This is a genomic window from Burkholderia ambifaria AMMD (genome assembly GCF_000203915.1).
GTDB classification, from domain to species: domain Bacteria; phylum Pseudomonadota; class Gammaproteobacteria; order Burkholderiales; family Burkholderiaceae; genus Burkholderia; species Burkholderia ambifaria.
Window position 1 is genome coordinate 3,409,435 of the sequence record NC_008390.1, and the last position, 24,877, is coordinate 3,434,311.

Sequence of the window (24,877 nt, forward strand, 5' to 3'; positions counted from 1 at the left end):
AATTACCTCGTGTGGCGGATGCGCGGATTCAGCACGCCGTACAGCAGGTCGACGACCAGGTTCACGACGATCACGAGCGTCGCGATCAGCAGGATGCCGCCCTGGACGACCGGATAGTCGCGACGGCCGATCGCATCGATCAGCCACTTGCCGACACCGGGCCACGAAAAGAGCGTCTCGGTCAGCACGGCGCCCGCGAGCAGCGTGCCGATCTGCAGGCCGATCACGGTGACGACCGGGATCAGCGCGTTGCGCAGCGCATGCACGACGACCACGCGCGCGGGCGACAGCCCCTTCGCGCGGGCGGTGCGGATGTAGTCCTCGCGCAGCACTTCGAGCATCGACGAGCGCGTCATCCGCGCGATCACCGCGAGCGGGATCGTGCCGAGCACGATCGCGGGCAGGATCAGGTGGCTGACCGCCGACTTGAACGCGCCTTCGTCCGGCGCGAACAACGCGTCGATCAGCATGAAGCCCGTCGGATGCGGGAAGTCGTATTCGACCGCGATGCGCCCCGACACGGGCGTCCAGCCGAGATACGACGAAAACACCATGATGAGGATCAGCCCCCACCAGAAGATCGGCATCGAGTAGCCGGTGAGCGCGGTGCCCATCACGCCGTGATCGATGGCCGAGCCGCGTCGCAGCGCGGCGATCACGCCGGCCGGCAGGCCGACCGCGAGCGCGAACACGAGCGCGCACAGCGACAGCTCGACCGTCGCCGGGAAGCGCGCGAAGAATTCGCCCGCGACGCTCGTGTTGGTAATGATCGACGTGCCGAGGTCGCCGTGCAGCGCACGGCCGATGTAGTGGATGTACTGCAGCGGCAGCGGCTGGTCGAGGCCGAGCCGTTTCATTGCCTCCGCATGCATCGCGGGATCGACGCCGCGCTCGCCCATCATCACTTCGATGGGGTCGCCCGGTATCAGGTGAATCAGCGCAAACGCCAGGATGGTGATGCCGATGAAGGTCGGGATCACCATGCCCACGCGGCGCAACACGAAAGTGAACATGATGCGTCTCGTATTTTCTTGTGGGAAATGTGCGACCGGCGACGGGAAGCTTTTGGCCTCCCGCCGCCGGATGAATAGTGCCTTCTCGATCGTTGCAGACAGCTTACACGGGTCGTGTTACTTCACGCCGACACCGTCGAAGCGGGCATAGCCGAGCGGCTCGATGCGCATGTCGACCACGTTCTTGCGTACCGGCTGATAGACCGTCGAGTTCGCGATCGGCGAGAACGGCAGCTGCTGCGCGAAGATCTGCTGAGCCTGCGTGTAGATCTTCGTGCGCGCGTCCTGGCCCGTCGTCGTGCGGCCCTTCTGGACCAGCTCGTCGAACGGCTTGTAGCACCAGTGCGAGAAGTTGTTGCCCTTGATCGCCTCGCAGCCGAGCAGCGTGCCGAGCCAGTTGTCCGGGTCGCCGTTGTCGCCCGTCCAGCCGATCAGCATCGTGTCCTGCTCGCCCGAGTGCGCGCGCTTGATGTACTCGCCCCACTCGTACGTGACGATCTTCGCCTTCACGCCGATCTTCGCCCAGTCGGCCTGGATCATCTCGGCCATCAGGCGGGCGTTCGGGTTGTACGCGCGCTGCACCGGCATGGCCCACAGCGTGATGTCGAAACCGTTCGGGAAGCCGGCCTTCGCGAGCAGCGCCTTCGCCTTCGCGGTGTCGTACGCGGGCATCTTCAGGTTCTTGTCGTACGACCATTGGGTCGGTGGCACCGGCGCGGTGGCGGCCTGGCCCGCGCCCTGATAGACGGATTCGAGGATCGCCTTCTTGTTGATCGCCATGTCGAGCGCCTGACGCACCTCGAGCTTGTCGACCGGCTTGTGCTCGACGTTGTACGCGAGGTAGCCGAGGTTGAAGCCCGGCTGCGACGGCATGTCGATGCCCGAGTCGGCCTTCAGCGTCGCGATGTCGGCCGGACGCGGATAGCTCATCACCTGGCATTCATTGCGCTTGATCTTCTGCACGCGCACGCCCGGGTCGGGCGTGATCGAGAAGATCAGCTTCGACAGCTTCACGGCACCCTTCTTCCAATAGTCAGGATTCCCGTCGAAACGGATCGTCGCGTCCTTCGTGTAGCTGCGGAAGATGAACGGGCCCGTGCCGACCGGCTTCTGGTTGATGTCGGCGGCCTTGCCGGCCTTCATCAGCTGCTCGCCGTATTCGGCCGACAGGATCGACGCGAATTCCATCGCCATGTTCTGGATGAACGGCGCGTTCGGTTCGGCCAGCGTGAACTTCACAGTGTACGGATCGACCTTCTCGATCTTCGTGATCAGCTTGTCGAGGCCCATGTCGGTGAAGTACGGGAACGACACCGGGTAGGCCTTGCGGAACGCCTGGTTCGGATCGAGCATGCGCTCGAACGAGAACACGACGTCGTCCGCGTTGAATTCGCGCGTCGGCTTGAAGAAGTCGGTCGTGTGGAACTTCACGCCATGACGCAGGTGGAACGTGTACACCTTGCCGTCGGACGAGACGTCCCACTTCTCCGCGAGGCCCGGCTCGACCTTCGTGCCGCCGCGCTCGAATTCGACGAGTCGGTTGTAGACGGTGAACGTGGCGGCCGTGAAATCGACGCCGGTCGTGAATTGCGCGGAATCAAAACCCGCCGGGCTGCCTTCTGAGCAGTAGACGAGCGTTTTGTTCGGGATCTGTGCGAATGCAGAACCCGCGACGCCGAGCGATGCCGCTGCCACGCCTGCAATGGCGGTAACACGCAGGGTGTGCAACAGACGGTTGTATTCCATGTTTCCTCCAGGTTTCCAGATCGGAACCGGTCCCCCAGGGGCCGGGTACGCGGATATTACTTGAGCTAGCGATTCTGCAACAAGCTGGAGAAAAAACTCTTCTACACGCATTTCCGCGGGTTTTTGCGGATGTCTGGCACACGCGAAAAGTGCCTCTGCACGCGCGGACGGCCATTTCGCCGATCCGGCGCGTGTTTCCTTCGTGAACTAAACAATTTGTACGCGCCGATAGCGGCACGTCAGCCCGTTTTCGGGCCATGCCGCGCGCATTGTTGCAGCCTTGGAAACGATGCGGTGCCCGTGCTGCACGCGGGCTCAGTCCGGCGCGTCGAGATCCGCGTTGCGCGCGGGCACGAACGCGACCGCGACGATCGACAGCGCGAGCCCCGCCATCACGTAATAGGTGGGCGCGAGCGGCGTGCCCGTCGTCTTGATCAGCCACGTGACGATGAACTGCCCGAACCCGCCGAACAGCATCACCGCGACGTTGTACGCGATCGACAGCCCGGTCGAGCGCACGTTGGCCGGGAACAGCTCGGCGATCATCGCGCCGAACGGCCCGTAGTAGCCCGCGAGCGTCACCGACAGCACGGCCTGCACCGCGATCAGCCGCCCGATGCTCGGCGCGGCGTCGAGCCACGCGAACAGCGGATACATCAGCGCGAGCGTCAGCACGAGCGACCACAGCGACAGCCCCTTGCGGCCGATGCGGTCCGACCATGCGCCCGCGATCGGCGACAGCACCATCAGCAACAGATTGCCGATGATCACCGCGTAGAACGATTCGGCATACGGCAGCTTCAGCTGCTTCACCGCGAAGGTCGGCAGATAGCTAATCAGCACGTAGATCGTGACCGTCAGCGCGATCACCGAGCCGAGCCCGCACAGCACCTCGCGCGGATAGCGCGTGAACACTTCGCCGAGCGTCGCGCGGCGCGCGCTTTGTTGCGCATGCAGGAATGCTTCGGAATCGGCGAGATGACGGCGGATATAGAAGCCGATCGGACCGATCACGAGCCCGAGGATGAACGGCACGCGCCAGCCCCAGCTGCGCAGCGCGTCGTGCGACAGCCCGCGCGTGATCGCCGCGCCGACCAGTGCGCCGATCAGCAGCGCGGCCGCCTGGCTCGCCATCTGCCAGCTGCCGTAGAAGCCGCGTTTCGAGAATGGCGCGGCTTCGATCAGCAGCGCGGTCGCGCTGCCGAATTCGCCGCCGGCCGAGAAACCCTGCAGCAGGCGGCCGAGCACGATCAGCAGCGGGCCGCCGATGCCGATCGCCGCATAGGGCGGTGCGATCGCGAGCAGGAAGATGCCGGCCGTCATCAGCAGGATCACGAGCGACAGCGCGGCCTTGCGGCCCGCGCGGTCCGCATAGAGCCCGAACACGATGCCGCCGATCGGGCGCATGAAGAATGCGACGCCGAACGTCGCGGTGGTCAGCAGCAGCGAAGAATATTCACTGGAAGTCGGGAAGAACAGCTCGGCGATCACGACAGTCATGAAGCCGAACACCGTGAAGTCGTACCACTCGAGCGCGTTGCCGATCACGGCCGCCACGACCGCGCGCCGGTTCAGCGCACGCTCGGGGCGGGCCGTTTTCGTTGAATTCGCAATCGTCGCCATGCGTGCCTCGTCCTCGTGAATTCGCCGTGTCGGGCGGTGCGGCGCGCGGAGGGCCCGCGGCGCGCTGGTGTGCAGCGAGTGTAGAAAGCGACGGAACCGTTTTCAAGCATAAAAAACGCCCGCCATCTTCCGATGGCGGGCGTTTCGCGGTTTTCGCCACATTGCGGAACCGCACGATGCCGCTGTGCACGTCAACCCATCTTCGAGAATGCGCTGCACCAGCCCTTCGCCGACACCTGCTTGCCGGGGAATGCACCGCACGGGCCCGAAGCCGAGCCCTTCTTGCCCTGGTACAGCATGCAGGCCGCGCAATCCTGGCCCGCTGCGTATTTCGGATACTTCGTCTTGTCGACCTTCGTGGCATCGGCCTTGTAGCCGAGCGCCACGGCGGTCGGATCGGTTTCCGACAGCATCGGCGCGTCGGCCAGCGCTTCGCGCGACAGCGCCAGCGCGGACACGGCGCCAATGCTCGTGATCAGGAAACTCCGACGGGTTGTTTTCATGGGGGACTCGCTCCAACGTTATTGGTTTGAAAGCCGTTCTGTCGACAGCCGTCCGACAGAATACCCGCCATGCACACAAATGTGCGTGCCGAAATGCCGGAGATAAGAGATTTCACACGGGGGCTCGCACACGGCGCCGCCCCGTGCGCGTCACGCGTTCGACGTCATGTCGCCGACGCGCTGCGCGAGCGCGAGCGACGCCGTCAGCCCCGGCGACTCGATGCCGAACAGGTTCACGAGCCCGCGCACGCCGTGCTGCGCGCCGCCCTGCACGATGAAATCGGCCGGCGGCTCGCCCGGCCCCGCGAGTTTCGGACGGATCCCGGAGTAGGCCGGCTGCAGCGCGTCGTCGGGCAGTTCCGGCCAGTATGCGCGGATCGACGCGTAGAACGCCTGCGCGCGCGCCGGATCGACTTCGTAGCGCAGCGCATCGACCCATTCGACGTCCGGGCCGAAGCGCGCCTGCCCGGCCAGGTCGAGCGTCAGGTGGATGCCGAGCCCGCCCCGGTCGGGCATCGGATACACGAGGTGCGAGAACGGCGCGCGCCCGGACAGGCTGAAGTAGTTGCCGCGCGCGAGATAGAGCGGCGGCACCCAGTGCGGGTCGAGGCCGCGCGTGCGGCGCGCGAGCGCCTGCGCGCCGAGACCCGCGCTGTTGATCACGCACGCCGCCTCGATTTCGGTCGGCACGTCGCCACCGGTGCGCACGACGAAGCGGCCGCCGCGCAGCACGTCGATCGACTCGACCGGGGATTTCAGCACGCACGTCGCACCGTTGCGCTGCGCGTCGCCGAGCAGCGCGAGCATCAGCTGGTGGCTGTCGACGATGCCGGTGGACGGCGAGAACACCGCTTCCACGCAGTCGAGCGCGGGCTCGAGCGTCTGCGCCTCGGCGCGCGTGAGCGGCATCAGGTCGAGCACGCCGTTTTCCGCCGCGCGCGCGGCGAGCGCCTTCAACTGCTTCACCTGCGCGACGCTCGTCGCGACGATCAGCTTGCCGATGCGCCGGTGCGGCACATGATGCGTTTCGCAGAATTCGTACAGTAGTTCGCGCCCGCGCACGCACGACATCGCCTTCAGCGTGCCGCGCGGGTAGTAGAGCCCCGCGTGAATCACCTCGCTGTTGCGCGAACTCGTGCCCGTGCCGATCGCGTCGGCCGCCTCGAGCACGATCGTTTCGCGCCCGCGCGCGGCCAGCTCACGCGCAATCGCAAGACCGACCACACCTGCGCCGATCACCACACAATCCGTCTGCTCCATGGCGTTTCGCGTCGCTCACGCGTCGAGGGGAGAGATAGGAATTGTACGTCCCGGTTCGCCCGCCTGCCGAACCCATCTGTATCGGCATGTACGCGCGGGCCGCGGCGAACCGCGCGCCGCCGCCTCAGAATCCGATCGGTCGGCGCTTGGCGGCCCCCTCGTCGGCGCGGATGTCGGACGGCGCGATCACGTCGCGGCCGTCGAGCCGTGCGGCGCCGAACGCATGCAGCAGCGCGCGGCGCATCGTGCGCGGCGGCGTCGCGGCGAGCACGTCGAGCGCGTCGTCGTCGAGCGTGTCGGGGAAGCGCTGCCCCCACGTGTGCGACGTGCGGATCTCGTCGTAGATCGTCTGCGCGATCCGTCGCGCGCCGGCCGCATCGGGCGGCGCGATCTCGTACACGTTCATCCGGTTCAGCAGCGGCTCCGGAATCGCCTGCGCCTCGTTCGCGGTCGCGATCCAGATCACGTTGCCCGCATCGATCGGCACTTCGGCGAATTCGTCGACGAACGCGCGCGCCGTGTCGTGCTCGAGCAACGCATACAGCGCGCCGAGCGGATCGTATTGCGCGTCGCTGCCGGCCTTGTCGATCTCGTCGACCGCGATCACCGGGTTCGCGTAGCTGCCGTTGACGAGCGCCTCGAACACCTTGCCGGGCTTCGCGTTCTTCCACTGCGACGACGCGCCCGACAGGATCCAGCCGGCCGTCAGCGAACTCATCGGCACGTAGTGATACGCGGTGCCGAGCAGCTTCGCGAGCGCCTTCGCGAAATGCGTCTTGCCGATGCCGGGCGGCCCGAGCAGCAGGATCGGCATCAGTTCGAGCCGGTCGTCGGTCTCGAGGCACAGCGCGACCTGCTTGCGCACGTCGTCGAGCGGCTCGGTGAAATTGGGCAGCGCGTCGCCGAGTTCGTCGAACGACGGCATCCGGTTCGGCTTCACGCAAAAGCGCAGATTGCCCGTCTTGAGCATCCGCTCGTAGGTGGCGCGCAGTGCGTCGCTCGCGCTCTCGTTCAAGTCGTTGAGCGCGGTCTCGACCTGCTCGAGGTCGTACACCGTGCTGAAGGATGCCACCGCCAGTTCCTGTTTCACCATCGCCGTCGTCATACCAACCTCGCTCCTGCTGCCATCACACGACCATCAGACACGACCATCAGACCCTTACGATTTCAGTGTAGCGATCCCGCATCGGCGTGCAAGCAAGCAGCCGTCCGACACTGCTGCTAACACCGCGCGTGCACTGCAGCGTCGCGCCGCGCGGCGTATCATCAACGGTTCACCGGCCGTCGCGCCGGCCTGGCTACGCTCCGGACGCGATCGAAAACCGCCTCGTCATCGAGCGCGCAAGTGTCACCGGGTTCGCGCGCGTTTTCGCTTGAAAACGCGTGACGCGCACCTACCTTTCTATCAGGACCGGATCGTGCTGCGAACCCGCGGCGACGCGTCCTGTCACACGACCGTCCAAATCGATCGGGCGTAAGATGTGCGTCCATTCCCCGCTACCCCGCGTTTCCGGAGAAGTTTCATGCTGAAACACGGCCTGGCCGTCCTGCTCGCGAGCATCGCGCTCGCGGCCCATGCGCAGAGCCCCGCACCGGCCGCCGTCGCATGGGAGATCCAGGTGGTGCGCGACGGTCAGACGATCGACACGTTCCAGCAGCGCACCACCGTCGGTCAAACCCGCACCGACACCCATCGCTATCCGTCCGCCGTGCCCGTCGGCTGCGGCAATGCCGCGCGCGTCGTGCCGACCGAGCGCTCGCGCTCGGTGACGGTCGCGCCGCTCGCCGTCGACGACGCCGCGCACACGGTGTCGCTCGCGCTCGACGTGCAGGAAACCCTCGACGACGAAAACGCGACGCGCAGCGATCCGTGCGTGCCCGCGTCGCCGCGACAGATCGTCGCGAGCCATCCGGGGCTGTCGGTCGGCGGCGAGGCCTGGACCGACTGGACGCTCGTCGAGCAGCATCCGCATCTCGTCTACCGCATGCGTGCGCGCGTCGCGAAGGACTGAGCGCCATGTCCGCCGACGCCCTGTCCCTGCCGTTCGCCGAACCGCACGCCGCGCCCGACGAAATCACCGCGGTCAGCTGGAACCTGCACAAGGGCCGCTCGCCGCTCGGCTTCACCGCGTGGAATGCGATGCGCAACTGGATGCAATCGACGCACGCCGACGTGTATTTTCTGCAGGAAGCGATGGCGCGCCGCATGCCGCGCCCGATGCTTGCAACCGGCTTCGGCGCACCGATCGACGACGCGGTCGACGACGTGTGGCACTGCCAGGCCACCGAGATCGCGCAGGCACTCGACTGGCAGATCGCGCTCGGGCCCAACGTGTTCAAGCCGTCATGGCGGCACGGCAACGCGATCCTGTCGCCACATCCGCTCGACCTCGGCGGCCGCTGGGACATCTCCGCGCACCGGTTCGAGCGGCGCGGGCTGCTGGTCGCGCGCGCGACGCTCGCCGGCGCGCGGCCCGTCACGCTGCTGTGCGCGCACCTCGCGCTCACGCGCGCGGCGCGGCTGCGCCAGATGCACTGGATCGCGCACTGGATCGTGCGCAACGCGGGCGACGATCCGCTCGTGCTCGCCGGCGACTTCAACGACTGGCGCAACGATTCGGTCGCGTTGTTCGGCGAGATCGGAATGTCCGAGGTCGCGACGCTGCTCGGCCAGTCGGGCCGCACGTTCCCCGCGTTCTCCCCCGCGCTCGCGCTCGACAAGATGTTCGTGCGCGGGCTGACGCCGCTCGAATGGCAGGCGCCGTCCGGCGAAACCGCTTGGCTGTCCGACCACCTGCCGTATATCGCGCGGCTGCGGCTCGATCCGCGGTGATGCACCCTTGAAGCGCTGACGCCCTTGAAGCCCTGACACCGCAAGCGCGGTTGCACGGCGCGCGCTACAGTAACGCTTTGCCCGCCTGCCACCCCGCCGCGATGAACTACCTGCCGATCCTGCTGCAAATCGCCGTCGTCTATCTCGTCGCGGCGATCACGCCCGGCCCGAACTTCTTCATGATTTCGCAGTTGTCGCTCGCGGGGCGGCGCAGCCTCGGCGCGGCGTCGGCACTCGGCGTCGGCACCGCATCGATGGCCTGGGCGACGCTCGCGATGCTCGGCCTCGCGGCCGTCCTGCACCAGGTCGAATGGCTGTACGAGACGATCCGGATCGGCGGCGCCGTCTATCTCGTGTATTTCGGCATCAAGCTGCTGCGCTCGGGCGTGCGCCGCGACGCGGCGCCGGCAGACACCGCGGATGTGAGCGCGCCGCTGGCCGCGCCGCGCCTGCGCGACTATCTGCGTGCGTATCGCAGCGGCCTGCTCACCTGCCTGACCAACCCGAAATCGTGCGCGTTCTGGACCAGCGTGTTCGCGGCGATGCTGCCCGCGCACGTGCCGCTGTGGTTCAACGGCGCGGTGCTGGTGACGATCGGCGTGCTGTCGGCCGGCTGGTATTCGTGCGTGGCGTTCCTGTTCGCGAGCCCGCGCGCGCAGCGCGGCTACCGGCGCGTGCGGCGCCCGCTCGACGCGCTGTGCGGCGTCGCGCTCGTCGGCCTCGGCGCGAAGCTCGCGGCCGATCGTTGAAAGCTCGCTGAAATGATTCGTTGCGCCAAATCCGCGCAGCCGGGCGGGTCAAGCCCGCATCTGTCCCAAGCAGGGTAAAATAACCAGTTCCTCAAACGTCTGTCATCGAGAAGGCGCGTGTCCGACGCGCCGGCCGGCCGATCCGCGATCGGGCCGACGCACTCGGTTTTTTTGCCCGTTTTTGGGCCCGTTACACGCGTTCGCTACGCGCGTCCGTTTTCAAAGCCATGAGCAAATACGACACCGCCACCGTCCAATCCGTCCATCACTGGACCGACACGCTGTTCAGCTTCACCTGCACCCGTGAGCCGAGCCTGCGCTTCAACAACGGCGAATTCACGATGGTCGGCCTCGAAGTCGACGGCAAGCCGCTCGCGCGCGCCTACTCGATCGTCAGCCCGAACTACGAAGAGCACCTCGAATTCTTCAGCATCAAGGTCCAGAACGGCCCGCTGACGTCGCGCCTGCAGCACCTGAAGGTTGGCGACTCGGTGCTGATCGGCAAGAAGCCGACCGGCACGCTCGTCGCCGACAACCTGCTGCCCGGCAAGACGCTGTGGATGCTGTCGACCGGCACGGGTCTCGCGCCGTTCATGTCGATCATCCGCGATCCGGACATCTACGACCGCTTCGACAAGGTCATCCTGACGCACACCTGCCGCCTGAAGGGCGAGCTGGCGTACATGGACTACATCAAGCACGACCTGCCCGGCCACGAGTACCTCGGCGACATCATCAAGGAAAAGCTCGTGTACTACCCGACGGTCACGCGCGAAGCGTTCGACAACGAGGGCCGGATCACCGACCTGATCGCGACGGGCAAGCTGTTCACGGATCTCGGCGTGCCGGCGTTCTCGCCGGAAAACGACCGCGTGATGCTGTGCGGCAGCACCGCGATGCTGAAGGACACGACCGACCTGCTGAAGCAGGCCGGCCTGGTCGAAGGCAAGAACAGCGCACCGGGTCACTACGTGATCGAGCGCGCATTCGTGGACTGATCGATCCCCGAATTTGTGCGGCATCAAGAAACCGGGGCAAAAGCTCCGGTTTTTTTTCGTCCCCACTTGGCGAATTCGTAACAAACTGCGACCATCTAATCTCAAATAGTTACATTTTGATACGGGCGGGCCCGGTGCTTTCGTGTCGGTGTTTTTCCTACAACAGGTTCGTTCCGATTATTCACATTTACCCTTAAATGTCCGCCCGGCATGACTTTTCCAGATTTTTTGAGATATGATTCGGCCGGCGCGGTTGCGGTTCGGATGGTCGTTGAAGGGTCGGAATCAAACGTTACAAGATGTAACTTTTGTTACCTCGGCCCGGGGCGACTCTCTGGCGGCGGCCGCGATCGAAACGGCAGCCAATCCACGCAGCCAGCCGGTGTGTGAATCGCTTTCTGACAGCAGGGAGAGTCATGGATACGTCGCTCAACGCGCCCCCCGGCGCCCACGCCCCGTTCCCGTCGCGGCCGCTCGTGCACAGTCGCGCCGCGGCCGCACCCGTGGCCGAAACCCTCCCCAAGCGCGACGCATCCGCCAGCCGGATCGCGACGCTGTCCACCCAATTGATGGCAGCCGACGAAGCCGCCCGCCGCCATCTGGCCGGCGAGTTGCATGACGGGCTCGGCGCCGAACTCACCGCCGCCCGATTCGCGCTCGCAAACGTTCAAACGTGGCTGCCGGCCGATGCGCCCGAAGGCTGCCTGCGCGCGCTCGAACTGGCGCAGCAGGCACTCGACGCCGCGACCGATGCGAACCGCCGCCTGATCGACGAGCGCGACACGCCGGCGCTCGACGGCGGGCTCGTCGGTGCGCTATCGGCATGGGTCGACAGCCACGCGGCCCGCACCGGCCTGCGCACGAGCTTCGTCTGCGCGGCCGACGCACGGCTCACGCAGCTCGCCGGCGCAAGCGCCCTTGCGATCTTCCGCGTCGCGCAGGAAGCGCTGTCGAACGTCGCGAAGCATGCGCGCGCGGCGTCCGTCGACGTGCGGATCGACACGGACGGCTCGCATCTGTCCCTGAGCATCACCGATGATGGGACCGGTTTCTCGCGCCGCCGGCGTGTCGGCTACGGCCTCGCCGGCATGCGCGCACGCTGCGAGGCGTTCGGCGGCAGCTTCGACACGCGCGCGCCGGAATCGGGCCGCGGCACGCGCATCACCGCGCGTTTCGCATGGAACTCGCTGTTCGCGGTGCCGGCCGCCACGCGCCGCGCGTCGCTTTCGTGAGGTCGCGATGAGCCTGGACATCCTGCTCGTGGACGACCACGCAATCGTCCGGCAAGGGGTCCGCCACTTGCTGATCGACCGCGGCGTCGCGCGCGAAGTGACCGAAGCCGAGACCGGCAGCGATGCGGTGGCCGCCGTCGACCGCCAGACCTTCGACGTGATCCTGCTCGATATCTCGCTGCCGGACACCAACGGCATCGAGTTGCTCAAGCGCATCAAGCGCAAGCTGCCGGGCACGCCGGTGCTGATGTTCTCGATGTACCGCGAGGACCAGTACGCGGTGCGCGCGCTGAAGGCCGGCGCGTCCGGCTATCTGTCGAAGACGGTGAATGCCGCGCAGATGATCGGCGCGATCCAGCAGGTCGCGGCCGGCCGCAAGTACGTGAGCCCGGCGATGGCCGAGGCGCTCGCCGAATACGTGTCGTTCGAGAACGAACCGCTGCCGCACGAGAAGCTGTCCGATCGCGAATACCAGACGCTCTGCATGCTGGCATCGGGCAAGCGCCTCACCGATATCGCGAACACGCTATCGCTGTCGGTGAAGACGGTCAGCGTGTACCGGTCGCGGCTGCTCGAGAAGATGCGGCTGTCGAACAACGCGGAACTGACGTTCTACGTGATGAGCAACCGGCTCGTCGACATGGCGCCTGCATCGGGCGCCTGATTCATCGGATTCACCGGAATCGCGGGAGGCGCGCCGGGCCGCGCCGGCCTGCCGCTTCAGCCCCGGTCGCCGCACGCTGCGCGCAAGCGCTTGTTTTCTCGGACGATTTCGCCGCGCGCCGCTGCATCGCAGCAGGTCTTGCGCGCCAAATCGGCTAAAATTGCGGGTTTTCCTTCTCTCACTCGGCGCCGCCGCGTTCGCGCGCGCTGGAGACTCATCCGCAATGTCCCTCTTCCGCAAGAAAAACGTCGATCGCATGATCGCCGGCGCGCATGGCGCCGGGCTCAAGAAAGCGCTCGGCGCAATCGACCTCACCTTCCTCGGCATCGGCGCGATCATCGGCACCGGGATCTTCGTGCTGACCGGCACCGGCGCCGTTCAGGCCGGCCCGGCGCTGATGCTGTCGTTCGTGATCGCGGCGATCGCGTGCGGCCTCGCGGCGCTGTCGTACGCCGAATTCGCGTCGACGATTCCGGTCGCGGGCTCGATCTACACGTACTCGTACGCGACGCTCGGCGAGCTCGTCGCATGGATCATCGGCTGGGACCTGATGCTCGAATACGGCCTCGCGGCGTCGGCCGTGTCGGTCGGCTGGTCGGGCTACCTGCAGTCGCTGCTGCAGGGCTTCGGGCTCGCGCTGCCGACCGTGCTGACGGCCGCGCCCGGCGCGATCCCCGACGTCGTCACGTGGTTCAACCTGCCCGCGTTCCTCGTGATGCTGGTGATCACGACGCTGCTGTCGATCGGCATCCGCGAGTCGACCCGCATCAACAACATCATGGTGTTCATCAAGGTGTCGGTGGTGCTGCTCGTGATCGCGGTCGGCCTGTTCCACGTGACGCCCGCGAACTGGAAACCGTTCATGCCGCACGGCTGGAACGGCGTGTTCGGCGCGGCCGCGGTGATGTTCTTCGCGTTCATCGGCTTCGACGCGGTGTCGTCGGCGGCCGAGGAAGTGAAGAATCCGAAGCGCGACCTGCCGATCGGCATCATCGCGTCGCTCGCCGTGTGCGCGGTGCTGTACGTGACGGTCGCGGCGGTCGCGACCGGCATCGTGCCGGCGGCCCAGTACGCGAACGTGTCGCACCCGATCTCGTATGCGCTGCAGATCGCCGGCGAGAAGTGGGTCGCGGGCTTCATCGATCTTGGCGCGGTGCTCGGCATGCTGACCGTGATCCTCGTGATGAGCTACGGCCAGACGCGGATCATCTTCGCGATGTCGCGCGACGGGCTGCTGCCGGCGATGCTGTCGCGCGTGCATCCGCGCTTCGCGACGCCGTTCCTGACGACCTGGCTCGTCGGCCTGTTCTTCGGGCTGATCGCCGCGCTCGTGCCGCTGAACGTGCTCGCCGAGCTGATCAACATCGGCACGCTCGCCGCGTTCTCGATGGTGTCGATCGCGGTGCTGGTGCTGCGCCGCACGCATCCGGAGCTGCCGCGCGCGTTCCGCTGCCCGGGCGTGCCGGTGGTGCCGATCCTCGCGGTCGCCGCGTGCCTGTTCCTGATGCTGAACCTGCAGCCCGTCACGTGGGCCGCGTTCGGCATCTGGCTCGTGATCGGCCTCGTGATCTACTTCCTGTATTCGCGTCACCACTCGAAGCTCGCCCGCGGCCACGCGGACTGACATCCGGCCGCGACGCGCCGCGTCGCTCCGCTGCAACGGCGCACCCGCCTCGCGGGCGCGCCGTTTGCGTTTGTGGGGCGGCGGGCAGCGTGTGCGGGCAGCCTGAGCGGGCGGTCCGAGCCGGTCGTCCGGACTGGGCGTGGGAGCTGGCCATCCGAGCTGGCCGCCCGAACCGCTCGCCCGAACCGATCCTCTCGATCCCCGCCACCGATCGGCCACGCGTCGGCGCACCGCAAGCAAGCCTGCGGCGGGCGCGTCATAATGCGCCCAATCAATGAGGTAACGACGATGGAAAGTGTGGATCTCGACGTGTTGAAGTCGAGCGCGCGCTGGCTCGACGAAGGGCGCCGCGTGCTGCTCGTGACGGTCGTGAAGACGTGGGGCTCGTCGCCGCGCCCCGAAGGCGCGATGCTCGCGGTGCGCGAGGACGGGCTCGTGGTCGGCTCCGTGTCCGGCGGGTGCATCGAGGACGACCTGATCGCCCGCGTGCATGCGAGCGGCATCGCGGCCGATGCGCGCCCGGAAGCGGTCAAGTACGGCGTGACGGCCGAGGAAGCGCACCGCTTCGGGCTGCCCTGCGGCGGCACGATCCAGCTCGTGCTGGAGCCGCTCACGCGCGACAGCGGGATTGCCGCGTTGTGCGCCGAGGTGGAGGCCGGCCGGCTCGTCACGCGCACGATGACGCTGGCGACCGGCCGCGCGTCGCTGTCGCCCGCGCAGGCAACCGACGGGCTCGCGTTCGACGGCGAACGGCTCGTGACGATCCACGGGCCGCGCTACCGGATGCTCGTGATCGGTGCCGGGCAGTTGTCCCGCTATCTGTGCCAGATCGCGGTCGGGCTCGACTACCAGGTGACGGTTTGCGATCCGCGCGACGAGTACACGGATGCGTGGGACGTGCCGGGCACGCGCGTCGTGCACACGATGCCCGACGACACCGTGCTCGACATGAAGCTCGACGCGCGTTCGGCCGTGATCGCGCTCACGCACGACCCGAAGCTCGACGATCTCGCGCTGATGGAGGCGCTCAAGACGCCCGCGTTCTACGTGGGCGCGCTCGGCTCGCGGCGCAACAACGCGGCGCGGCGCGAGCGGCTGCTCGAATTCGACCTGAACGACGCGGAACTGGCGCGGCTGCACGGGCCGGCCGGCATCTACATCGGCAGCCGCACGCCGCCGGAAATCGCGATCTCGATCCTCGCCGAGGTCACGGCCGCGAAGAACAACGTGTCGCTGCCGACGATCCTGCAGGTCGAGGGGGCGAAGGCCGCCCGCGAGATCGCGGCCAACAACGGCGCGACCTGCGGCCTGTGAGGGCGGCGGCGCAGGGCCGTCGCGCCGGATGCGCGCACCACGCGCCGGCACCGAGCCGGCGCGTTTCAACCGTTACGTCAGGTACGTTACGTCAGGCGAGGCCCGCGGCGAGCGCCGCGGCGACCGAGCCGACCACCAGCACGACGCCGACCGTGCGGCGCTTGTTCAGCTCCGTCCACAGCAGCACGCCCGTCAGCGACAACAGGATCAGCGAACCCGCGATCGTGTCCATCAGCAGCACCCAGCCGAGATTCATGCCGACGCCGCGATGCAGGTTGTTCAGCGTCGTCAGGAACGTGTTGCCGGTGCGCTTCACCGACACGTAGCCGTTGCCGACCCAATATTCGGCCTGCAGGTTCTGGTGCGGCCCGAACAGGCCCATCTGCCAGTGCTCGGGCTGCATCACGCGCTTGTCGCCCCACGCGACCGGCTGCGCGGGTTCCTTGCGCACACGGCCCGGCCGGCCGTCGAAGTGCAGTTCGTGCTGCAGCCACTTCGTCATCGCCGCGGGCGACTTCGGCACCGGGTCCGGCAACGCGATCTGCATCTGCTCGACCTGCGGTTCGCCGGTCGAGATCTTCAGCGGCGGCGCACGGTGGTTGAGCAGCACGCCCGTCACGCCGAACAGCAGCCCGAGCACCGCGCCCCATAGCCCGACCCAGCCGTGCACCTTGCGCAGCCATTTGATGAAGGTCGCGCGGCGCGAACGCTGGCGGCGCGCCGCCAGTTCGGCGTCGCTCAGCGGACGTGCGGCCGGATGCGGCACGGTAACGTGCGCGGGAGGCATGCCCGCCTGCGGCGGGGCGATCGTTTCGGGCGCGTTCACGCGAGAAGGTCCATTCGTTCAAAGCAACGGGCGACGCACGGAAAACGCGCGTCGCCCGGATAACGTGAAAATGAGAATGGATATCATTACACAAATGACGCGGCGGCTCAATCGGAGCGCGCACGGCGGGCGGGCGATAAGTTCAGGCGATGAGCGATGAAGCAGGTGGATTGCGCGCCGATCCACGGGCATAGAGCGAACATACCGGCGAAATGATTGCGAAAGACCGCGACAGCCGTTCGCAAGAAACCGGGCGCCGTTTGTTCAGCGGCGCAGCGGAGGCAGTGGAAAGCGCGGCGCGGCGTCGCCCGGCTCGGGCTCGGTGCGATCAAGCGAATAGAGCCACGCGAGCAGATCCGCCACGGCCTGGTAAAGCTGCGGCGGAATCCGGTCGTCGAGGTCGACCTGCATCAGCAGCGACACCATCTCCGGCGCGGTATGCACGTACAGCCCCGCATCGCGTGCCCGGGCGACGATCATCTCGGCGACCAGGCCGTATCCCTTCGCGACCACGCGCGGCGCGGCATCGCCGCCTTTCGGATCGTAGACGAGCGCGGCCGCGCGCTTGCGGGATGCCATGCTCATCGCGACGTCTCGTCGTCGGCGCCCGGCGTGCCGCCCGGCGCGCTGCGCGCATACGCGGCGGCAGCCGCGTGCGCGACGAGCGGGTCGAAGCCGTCCGGTTCGTCGCCGACCGCGCGGATCGACAGTCCGCCGAGCCGCAGTCCCGAACCCTCGAACCGCTGCCGCAGCGCGGCCTCGTGGCGCGTGAGCCGGTCGGCGCCCGCCGAATTCGCGCGCAGCCGCGCGACGAGTTGCGCGCCGTTCAACACCAGTTCCGCGTCGACCGTCCCGAGCGACGGCAGCGTGAGCGTCAGCCGCGTGCGCCACGCGATGCCGTCCCCCGCGTCGTCGCCGCCGCGCGACGCGGGGCCGCCGGAATCGTCGGGCTCGATCGTCCAGTCGAGCCGCGCGCCGGGCCACGCCTCGCCCGCCCAGCGGAACTGGTCGGTCGCCAGCGCATCGAGCTGCTGCCGCACGATCGGCACGGCGGCCGGATGCACGGGAGCAGCCGATACCTGCGCCTGCGGATCGGCCGACGCGGCGGCCAGTTCGGCCCGCGCGGACGTCCAGCGCGCGTCGGGATGGTCGCCGAGCGGGTCGGTCGTTCCGGCCGTGCTCGACGCCATGCCCGGCCGAGCGGCCGCCGGCGCGTTCTGCGCGGGAGCGAGCGAGTGCGCAGCCGCACCGCCCGGCGCGGCTGCGCCCGGCTGCACGGCGGTTCGCGCGGCCGCCGGCAGCGGCAGACGCGGCGCGAGCAGTTCGTCGAGCACATCGGGCGCGTCTTGCTGCGCCGCATCCGGGGCCGGCTGCACCGGCTCGGCCGTGAGGCGCGCCTGCGGTTCGCGCATCAGCGCGGCGAGCGGCCGCTGGCCGGCCAGCCACTGCGCGAGATGGGATTCGTAAAAGAGGCCGCTTTCACTCACGGCCTGCGCGAGCGCCGCGCGCAGCGCGGCGACGGGCGGCGCGTCCGACGCGGCGCGCGCGGCCCCGACGTCGGATGCGGGCAATGCAGCGGAAGAAGCGACAGGCGCAGCAGGACCCGCGGCCGGCTGCCCGTGCGGCTGCCCGCCCCGCGGCACGGCCGTCGCGCTCAGCAGCACGGAAGGATCGGCCAGCAGCGGCGTGCGCCCGGCAATCACGGGCGTCGCGCCCCCACCGGAGCGCGAGATCGCGTCGAGCACGAGCGCAACGTCGGACAACGCGGTCTGCGCGGATGCCGGCGGCGCGACGGGCGAGCCGCCCGCCGGCGCCGCGGACGATGCGCCGGCGCCGGGCGTGCCGACCTGCGACGCCGCCCCGCCGCCGGCCGACGGCGACACGGTGCCGCTCAGCAGGCTGTCGAGGCGGCTCGCCAGCACGGCGGCCGCAACGGAGTCGATACCGGTCATGATCGGAGCCTGCTCACCTCAGCCACATCGTTGCGAAGCCGGGCGCGGCAACCGCCGCCCCGGCAAACGGGCACTAGCCGCGCGCGCGGTAGAGATCGGTCAATACCTTGGTCGAGCGCCGCGCCTCGAACAGCGCGGACAGCCGCGCGACTTCCGGGCTCGCGAGATCGCGGATCGCGGCGTCGTCGGCGAGGATGCGGCGGATCAGCCCGAGCTTGCGGCCGAGGTCCGATTCGTCGAGCGCGACGCCCGGATCGGCCTCCTTCAGCCCGTGGACGAGCCGCAGGAATTCGTCCTGCAATTCCGGCAGTGCGCTCCAGTCGGCACCGCGTGCCGCGCTCAGCATGCGGCCCGACACGGCCGCGAGCGCCTCGTAGCGGGCGAAGTATTCGGCCTTGAGATTCATCGCGCCGCGTCCGCCGCCTGTTGCGCGGTCATCCGCGCGACTTCGGGGGCGATGCCCGTCCACGCTTCCTCGAGCGTGGCGAGCAGTCCGTCGACCTCGACCAGCATCGCGTCGCTCGCGTGCATGTTGGCTTCCAGCAGGCGCCGCACGATATAGGCGTACAGCGCATCCAGGCGCCCGGCGATCTCGCCGCCCGCGTCGCGGTTCAGCGCCGCCTGCAGCCCGCTCTCGACGATCCCGATCGCCTTGCCGATCGCTTCGCCGCGTGCGGGCACGTTGCCCTGCTGCAGGTGCATGCGCGCGAGCGCGATGGCCTGCCGCGCGCCCTGGTACAGCATCGCGATCAGCCGGTGCGGGGAGGCGCCCATCACCCCCGTCTCGACGCCGACACGCGCGTACGCACTGGCTCCAGCGTGTCCTGGGGAAAACATGCGCTTCTTCTCCTTGTGATGCGTTGGCTATGCGGAGGCCGCCGCCCTGCGTTGCACGACGCGGCCTTGTACCGGAGTTATCGGAAGGGAATTGAAAAGCTTTAGGCGCGCGGGCCGCCAGCCCGGCCGCCGCGGCGTGACCGGCTCGTCACACCGACATCTGCATGATGTCGTTGTACGCGCTCACGAGCTTGTTGCGGACCTGGAGCCCGAACTGGAAGCCGATGTTGGCCTTCTGCATGTCGACCATCACGTCGTTCAGCGACACGTTCGCCGCGCCGACCTCGAACGCCTGCGCCTCGCCGAGCGCGTGCTGCTGGTCGCCGCTGATCTTGTCGAGCGACGCCTTCATCGCGCTCGCGAACGTGCCGGCCGTCGCGGCGCCCGAGCCGGCGAGCGCCGCCGTCGGGCTCGCGACGCCGCCGCCCGCCTGCGCGGCCATCGCCTGCATCTGTTGCAACACCGAACCGATTCCGCTGACGTTGGCAGTCATGCTGTCCCCACACATAAGAGAAGAGACCCGGGCCCACCGGGCGTTCGCGCCGGCGCCGCACCATGCGCACCATGCCGGATCGCGAAAAAGGATAGCAGCGCGGCGCCCGCCAAAGCCGCGAAAGTACGGGGGAAACCCCGCTCTTTTCGGTCGATCGGAGTCGCCCCCGGATCCCGATAATCGCAACGTGTCATTGTCCGTCCGCTCGTCCGAGCGGCTCAGTCGTCCCGCTCCGGAGAAACTCCACGCATGGATTCGCAGGCCAACTCGCTGATCAACCCCGACGCCCGCACGGGCCTCGCCAGCCCGGTGCCAGGCGCCACCGCGGCCGCCGCGTTGCCGGGAGCAGGCGGCGCCGGCGCGGACTTCGGGTTCGGCGGTTTCGCGGAACGCATCCCCGGCATCTCGCGGATGAAGGGCAACCCGAAGCTGCCGTTCGTGATCGCCGTCGCGTTCGCGATCGCCGCGATCACCGCGCTCGTGCTGTGGAGCCGCGCGCCCGACTATCGCGTGCTGTACAGCAACCTGTCGGACCGCGACGGCGGCGCGATCATCGCCGCGCTCCAGCAGGCCAACGTTCCGTACAAGTTCGCCGACGCCGGCGGCGCGATCCTCGTGCCGTCGAACCAGGTGCATGAAACGCGCCTGAAGCTCGCCGCGCTGGGCCTGCCCAAGGGCGGCTCGGTCGGTTTCGAGCTGATGGACAACCAGAAATTCGGCATCAGCCAGTTCGCCGAGCAGGTGAACTACCAGCGCGCGCTCGAAGGCGAGCTGCAGCGCACGATCGAATCGATCAACGCCGTGCGCGGCGCGCGCGTGCATCTCGCGATCCCGAAGCCGTCGGTGTTCGTGCGCGACAAGGAAGCGCCGAGCGCGTCGGTGTTCGTCGACCTCTACCCGGGCCGCGTGCTCGACGAGGGCCAGGTGCAGGCGATCACGCGGATGGTGTCGTCCGGCGTGCCCGACATGCCGGCGAAGAACGTGACGATCGTCGACCAGGACGGCAACCTGCTGACGCAGACCGCGTCGGCCTCCGGCCTCGACGCGAGCCAGCTCAAGTACGTGCAGCAGGTCGAGCGCAATACGCAGAAGCGCATCGATTCGATCCTCGCGCCGATCTTCGGTACCGGCAACGCGCGCTCGCAGGTCAGCGCCGACATCGATTTCTCGAAGCTCGAGCAGACCTCGGAAAGCTACAGCCCGAACGGCACGCCGCAGCAGGCCGCGATCCGCAGCCAGCAGACCAGCAGCGCAACCGAGCTCGCGCAGGGCGGCGCATCGGGCGTGCCGGGCGCGCTGTCGAACACGCCGCCGCAGCCGGCCTCCGCGCCGATCGTCGCCGGCAACGGCCAGAACGGCGCGCAGTCGACGCCCGTCAGCGACCGCAAGGACCAGACCACCAACTACGAGCTCGACAAGACGATCCGCCACGTCGAGCAGCCGATGGGCAACGTGAAGCGGCTGTCGGTCGCCGTCGTCGTCAACTACCAGCCGGTCGCCGACGCGAAGGGCCACGTGACGATGCAGCCGCTGCCGCCGCCCAAGCTCGCGCAGGTCGAGCAGCTCGTGAAGGACGCGATGGGCTACGACGAGAAGCGCGGCGACTCGGTGAACGTCGTGAACAGCGCGTTCTCGAGCGTCGGCGATCCGTACGCCGACCTGCCGTGGTGGCGCCAGCCGGACATGATCGCGATGGCGAAGGAAGCCGCGAAGTGGCTCGGCATCGCGGCAGCCGCGGCGGCGCTCTATTTCATGTTCGTGCGCCCGGCGATGCGCCGCGCGTTCCCGCCGCCCGAGCCGGTCGCCCCGGCGCTCGCGGCGCCGGACGATCCGGTCGCACTCGACGGCCTGCCCGCCCCGGACAGGGCCGACGAGCCCGATCCGCTGCTGCTGGGCTTCGAGAACGAAAAGAACCGCTACGAACGCAACCTCGACTACGCGCGCACGATCGCCCGCCAGGATCCGAAGATCGTCGCCACCGTCGTGAAGAACTGGGTGTCCGATGAACGCTGAAGGCCTGACCAAGAGCGCGCTGCTGCTGATGTCGATCGGCGAGGAAGAGGCCGCTGAAGTATTCAAGTTCCTCGCGCCGCGCGAGGTGCAGAAGATCGGCGCCGCGATGGCCGCGCTGAAGAACGTCACGCGCGAGCAGGTCGAGGGCGTGCTGCAGGAATTCGCGAAGGAAGCCGAGCAGCACACCGCGCTGTCGCTCGATTCCAGCGAGTACATCCGCTCGGTGCTGACCAAGGCGCTCGGCGAGGACAAGGCCGGCGTGCTGATCGACCGGATCCTGCAGGGCAGCGACACGAGCGGCATCGAGGGCCTGAAGTGGATGGACTCGGGCGCGGTGGCCGAACTGATCAAGAACGAGCATCCGCAGATCATCGCGACGATCCTCGTGCATCTCGACCGCGACCAGGCGTCCGAGATCGCGTCGTGCTTCACCGAACGGCTGCGCAACGACGTGCTGCTGCGGATCGCGACGCTCGACGGTATCCAGCCGGCCGCGCTGCGCGAGCTCGACGACGTGCTCACCGGCCTGCTGTCCGGCAGCGACAACCTGAAGCGCAGCCCGATGGGCGGCATCCGCACCGCGGCCGAGATCCTCAACTTCATGACGAGCAATCATGAAGAAGGCGTGCTCGAAAGCGTGCGCCAGTACGACGCCGACCTCGCGCAGAAGATCGTCGACCAGATGTTCGTGTTCGAGAACCTGCTCGACCTCGAGGATCGCGCGATCCAGATGGTGCTGAAGGAAGTCGAGTCGGAAACGCTGATCATCGCGCTGAAGGGCGCGCCGCCCGCGCTGCGCCAGAAGTTCCTCGCGAACATGTCGCAACGCGCGGCCGAACTGCTCGCGGAGGATCTCGACGCACGCGGCCCGGTGCGCGTGTCGGAAGTCGAGACGCAGCAGCGCCGCATCCTGCAGATCGTGCGCAACCTCGCCGAAAGCGGTCAGATCGTGATCGGCGGCAAGGCGGAAGACGCATATGTCTGATTCCGTGCGCGATCGGGCCGCCACCCTCACCGCGTACCAGCGGTGGGAGATGGCGTCGTTCGATCCGCCGCCGCCCCCGCCGCCGCCCGACGACGCGGCCGCGGCCGCGGCCGCGCTCGCCGAGGAACTGCAGCGCGTGCGCGACGCCGCGCATGCCGAAGGCCATGCGGCCGGTCACGTCGAAGGCCAGGCGCTGGGTTACCAGGCCGGTTTCGACCAGGGCCGCGAGCAGGGTTTCGAGGCCGGCCAGGCCGAAGCCCGCGAACAGGCCGCGCAGCTCGCGGCGCTCGCCGCGTCGTTCCGCGAAGCCGTGTCGAGCGCCGAGCACGATCTCGCGTCCGATCTCGCGCAACTCGCGCTCGACATCGCGCAGCAGGTCGTGCGCCAGCACGTCAAGCACGATCCCGCGGCGCTCGTCGCGGCCGTGCGCGACGTGCTCGCCGCCGAACCGGCGTTGTCCGGCGCGCCGCATCTCGCGGTGAATCCGGCCGACCTGCCCGTCGTCGAAGCCTATCTGCAGGACGATCTCGATACGCTCGGCTGGACCGTGCGCACCGACACGTCGATCGAGCGCGGCGGCTGCCGCGCGCACGCCGCGACGGGCGAGGTCGACGCGACGCTGCCCACCCGCTGGCAGCGTGTCGCCGCCGCGATCGGCAAGGTGAGCGCATGGTGACGCCCACGCCCGAATCGATCCTGTACGACGGGATGACGCCGCTCGAGCGCGAACTCGCGCTCGCGTCGTTCGGCCCCGACGGCGCGCATGACCCCGCACACGGCGCCGCTCCGCACGCGGCACCCGCTGCGGACGACGCGCCGCGCGCCCCGCACAATCCGCATCTCGCGCACTGGCGCACGCACCTGAACGGCCTCGCGACGCGCAGCCAGCGCGCGCTGCCGCTGCGGCCGTGCGGGCGCCTCACGCGCGCCGCGGGCCTCGTGCTCGAGGCGATCGGGCTGCGCCTGTCGGTCGGCGCCGAATGCACGATCGAACTGCCGCCCGGCAGCACGCTGCCGCACGCGGAAGCGGAAGTCGTCGGGTTCTCCGGCGATCGCCTGTTCCTGATGCCGACCACCGACGTCGCCGGCGTGCTGCCCGGCGCACGCGTGTGGCCGCGCGAAAGCGCGCCCGTCGCCGATCCGCTCGCGGGCGCCAAACGGCTGCCGGTCGGCTGGGAGATGCTCGGGCGTGTCGTCGATGCGTCGGGCCGCCCGCTCGATGGCCTCGGCCCGCTCGCGTCGAAGGTCGACGCTTCGCTGTCGGCGCCGTCGATCAATCCGCTCGATCGCGAGCCGATCCACAGCGTGCTCGACGTCGGCGTGCGCGCGATCAACGCGCTGCTCACCGTCGGCCGCGGGCAGCGGATGGGCCTGTTCGCGGGGTCCGGCGTCGGCAAGTCGGTGCTGCTCGGCACGATGGCGCGCTACACCAGCGCGGAAGTGATCGTGATCGGGCTGATCGGCGAACGCGGCCGCGAAGTGAAGGAATTCATCGAACAAATCCTCGGCGAGGACGGGCTCGCGCGCTCGGTCGTCGTCGCGGCGCCGGCCGACGTGTCGCCGCTGCTGCGGATGCAGGGCGCCGCCTACGCGACGTCGCTCGCCGAGTATTTCCGCGATCAGGGCAAGCACGTGCTGCTGCTGATGGATTCGCTGACGCGCTACGCGATGGCGCAGCGCGAGATCGCGCTCGCGATCGGCGAGCCGCCCGCGACCAAGGGCTATCCTCCGTCGGTGTTCGCGAAGCTGCCCGCGCTCGTCGAGCGCACCGGCAACGGGCCCGAAGGCGGCGGCTCGATCACCGCGTTCTACACGGTGCTGACCGAAGGCGACGACCAGCAGGACCCGATTGCCGACTCGGCGCGCGCGATCCTCGACGGCCACATCGTGCTGTCGCGCGCGCTCGCCGAGGCCGGCCACTATCCGGCGATCGACATCGAGGCGTCGATCAGCCGCGCGATGACCGCGCTGATCGACGAAACGCATCTCGACCGCGTGCGGCAGTTCAAGCAGATGCTGTCGCGCTACCAGCGCAATCGCGACCTGATCGCGGTCGGCGCGTATGCACCGGGCCGCGACGCGCAGCTCGACCGCGCGATCGCGCTCTATCCGCGCATCGAATCGTTCCTGCAGCAGGGCTTTCGCGAATGCGCGCCGTTCGCGTCGAGCCTCGCCGGGCTCGATGCGCTGTTCGACGTACACGGAGGCTGAT

Annotated in this window: 24 protein-coding genes; 12 read left to right on the forward strand and 12 right to left on the reverse strand. The window is 68.4% G+C overall.

All coding sequences use genetic code 11. The annotated features are described in order from the left end of the window. Window positions 1–2: 2 nt before the first annotated feature. The 6 genes from BAMB_RS15600 to BAMB_RS15625 form a co-directional block, all read right to left on the reverse strand. Complete coding sequence (locus BAMB_RS15600; protein ID WP_011658160.1) at window positions 3–1,013, reverse strand: ABC transporter permease subunit; 1,011 nt, start codon at window positions 1,011–1,013, stop codon at window positions 3–5. A 117-nt stretch (window positions 1,014–1,130) separates the two neighbouring features. Beyond that, window positions 1,131–2,759, reverse strand: coding sequence for an ABC transporter substrate-binding protein (locus BAMB_RS15605; protein ID WP_011658161.1), 1,629 nt, complete (start codon window positions 2,757–2,759; stop codon window positions 1,131–1,133). A gap of 315 nt (window positions 2,760–3,074) precedes the next feature. Beyond that, a complete protein-coding gene (locus BAMB_RS15610; protein WP_011658162.1) occupies window positions 3,075–4,382 on the reverse strand; it encodes an MFS transporter in 1,308 nt (435 codons plus the stop codon). A gap of 191 nt (window positions 4,383–4,573) precedes the next feature. Beyond that, window positions 4,574–4,885: a high-potential iron-sulfur protein gene (locus BAMB_RS15615; RefSeq protein WP_006751923.1), complete on the reverse strand. Its 312-nt coding sequence runs from the start codon at window positions 4,883–4,885 to the stop codon at window positions 4,574–4,576. Between the two features lie 150 nt (window positions 4,886–5,035). Beyond that, on the reverse strand, window positions 5,036–6,145 hold the full coding sequence (locus BAMB_RS15620; RefSeq protein ID WP_011658163.1) for an NAD(P)/FAD-dependent oxidoreductase: 1,110 nt from the start codon (window positions 6,143–6,145) through the stop codon (window positions 5,036–5,038). 124 nt (window positions 6,146–6,269) lie between these two features. Continuing rightward, window positions 6,270–7,250: an AAA family ATPase gene (locus BAMB_RS15625; RefSeq protein WP_011658164.1), complete on the reverse strand. Its 981-nt coding sequence runs from the start codon at window positions 7,248–7,250 to the stop codon at window positions 6,270–6,272. Window positions 7,251–7,668: 418 nt separating this feature from the next. Between BAMB_RS15625 and BAMB_RS15630 the strand changes: the two genes are divergently transcribed. The 8 genes from BAMB_RS15630 (at window position 7,669) to BAMB_RS15665 (ending at window position 15,559) form a co-directional block, all read left to right on the forward strand. Beyond that, complete coding sequence (locus BAMB_RS15630) at window positions 7,669–8,157, forward strand: hypothetical protein (protein ID WP_011658165.1); 489 nt, start codon at window positions 7,669–7,671, stop codon at window positions 8,155–8,157. A 5-nt stretch (window positions 8,158–8,162) separates the two neighbouring features. Continuing rightward, window positions 8,163–8,978 carry an endonuclease/exonuclease/phosphatase family protein gene (locus BAMB_RS15635; protein WP_011658166.1) on the forward strand — a complete coding sequence of 272 codons (816 nt, stop codon included), beginning with the start codon at window positions 8,163–8,165 and terminating at the stop codon, window positions 8,976–8,978. Window positions 8,979–9,079: 101 nt separating this feature from the next. Further along, the gene (locus BAMB_RS15640) at window positions 9,080–9,727 is read left to right on the forward strand and encodes a LysE family translocator (RefSeq protein ID WP_011658167.1); all 648 of its coding nucleotides are present in this window, start codon (window positions 9,080–9,082) and stop codon (window positions 9,725–9,727) included. Between the two features lie 227 nt (window positions 9,728–9,954). Then, complete coding sequence (locus tag BAMB_RS15645; protein ID WP_006751917.1) at window positions 9,955–10,725, forward strand: ferredoxin--NADP reductase; 771 nt, start codon at window positions 9,955–9,957, stop codon at window positions 10,723–10,725. Window positions 10,726–11,141: 416 nt separating this feature from the next. Further along, a complete protein-coding gene (gene rqpS / locus BAMB_RS15650; RefSeq protein WP_011658168.1) occupies window positions 11,142–11,957 on the forward strand; it encodes a quorum system sensor histidine kinase RqpS in 816 nt (271 codons plus the stop codon). Between the two features lie 7 nt (window positions 11,958–11,964). Continuing rightward, a complete protein-coding gene (gene rqpR / locus BAMB_RS15655; protein WP_011658169.1) occupies window positions 11,965–12,621 on the forward strand; it encodes a response regulator transcription factor RqpR in 657 nt (218 codons plus the stop codon). A gap of 223 nt (window positions 12,622–12,844) precedes the next feature. Then, window positions 12,845–14,245: a branched-chain amino acid transporter BcaP gene (gene bcaP / locus BAMB_RS15660; protein WP_011658170.1), complete on the forward strand. Its 1,401-nt coding sequence runs from the start codon at window positions 12,845–12,847 to the stop codon at window positions 14,243–14,245. Between the two features lie 288 nt (window positions 14,246–14,533). Further along, a complete protein-coding gene (locus BAMB_RS15665) occupies window positions 14,534–15,559 on the forward strand; it encodes an XdhC family protein (protein ID WP_011658171.1) in 1,026 nt (341 codons plus the stop codon). Window positions 15,560–15,650: 91 nt separating this feature from the next. Here BAMB_RS15665 and BAMB_RS15670 read toward each other — a convergent pair whose 3' ends face one another. From BAMB_RS15670 to fliE, 6 genes are all read right to left on the reverse strand, one after another. Next, window positions 15,651–16,385, reverse strand: a complete 735-nt coding sequence (locus tag BAMB_RS15670; protein ID WP_041491290.1) for a PepSY-associated TM helix domain-containing protein — start codon at window positions 16,383–16,385, stop codon at window positions 15,651–15,653. A 264-nt stretch (window positions 16,386–16,649) separates the two neighbouring features. Further along, a complete protein-coding gene (locus BAMB_RS15675; protein WP_011658173.1) occupies window positions 16,650–16,970 on the reverse strand; it encodes an EscU/YscU/HrcU family type III secretion system export apparatus switch protein in 321 nt (106 codons plus the stop codon). Next, window positions 16,967–18,337, reverse strand: coding sequence for a flagellar hook-length control protein FliK (gene fliK / locus BAMB_RS15680; protein ID WP_011658174.1), 1,371 nt, complete (start codon window positions 18,335–18,337; stop codon window positions 16,967–16,969). Before fliK ends, BAMB_RS15675 begins: the two co-directional genes overlap by 4 nt. 73 nt (window positions 18,338–18,410) lie before the next feature. After that, on the reverse strand, window positions 18,411–18,743 hold the full coding sequence (locus tag BAMB_RS15685; protein ID WP_011658175.1) for a flagellar protein FliT: 333 nt from the start codon (window positions 18,741–18,743) through the stop codon (window positions 18,411–18,413). After that, a complete protein-coding gene (gene fliS, locus BAMB_RS15690; protein WP_006756023.1) occupies window positions 18,740–19,174 on the reverse strand; it encodes a flagellar export chaperone FliS in 435 nt (144 codons plus the stop codon). The genes BAMB_RS15685 and fliS overlap by 4 nt, the downstream gene beginning before the upstream one ends. Window positions 19,175–19,322: 148 nt before the next feature. Then, on the reverse strand, window positions 19,323–19,667 hold the full coding sequence (gene fliE / locus BAMB_RS15695; RefSeq protein ID WP_006761724.1) for a flagellar hook-basal body complex protein FliE: 345 nt from the start codon (window positions 19,665–19,667) through the stop codon (window positions 19,323–19,325). Between the two features lie 249 nt (window positions 19,668–19,916). Between fliE and fliF the strand changes: the two genes are divergently transcribed. Genes fliF through fliI form a run of 4 tightly spaced genes read left to right on the forward strand, consistent with a single transcriptional unit; the run spans window position 19,917 to window position 24,876 of the window. Continuing rightward, window positions 19,917–21,680 carry a flagellar basal-body MS-ring/collar protein FliF gene (fliF, locus tag BAMB_RS15700; RefSeq protein WP_011658177.1) on the forward strand — a complete coding sequence of 588 codons (1,764 nt, stop codon included), beginning with the start codon at window positions 19,917–19,919 and terminating at the stop codon, window positions 21,678–21,680. Continuing rightward, on the forward strand, window positions 21,670–22,665 hold the full coding sequence (gene fliG, locus BAMB_RS15705; protein ID WP_006753019.1) for a flagellar motor switch protein FliG: 996 nt from the start codon (window positions 21,670–21,672) through the stop codon (window positions 22,663–22,665). Before fliF ends, fliG begins: the two co-directional genes overlap by 11 nt. Continuing rightward, window positions 22,658–23,341 (forward strand): flagellar assembly protein FliH, encoded by a 684-nt coding sequence (gene fliH, locus BAMB_RS15710; protein ID WP_006753018.1) that lies wholly within the window; start codon window positions 22,658–22,660, stop codon window positions 23,339–23,341. Before fliG ends, fliH begins: the two co-directional genes overlap by 8 nt. Then, window positions 23,335–24,876, forward strand: a complete 1,542-nt coding sequence (gene fliI / locus BAMB_RS15715) for a flagellar protein export ATPase FliI (RefSeq protein ID WP_011658178.1) — start codon at window positions 23,335–23,337, stop codon at window positions 24,874–24,876. The genes fliH and fliI overlap by 7 nt, the downstream gene beginning before the upstream one ends. Window position 24,877: the final 1 nt, after the last annotated feature.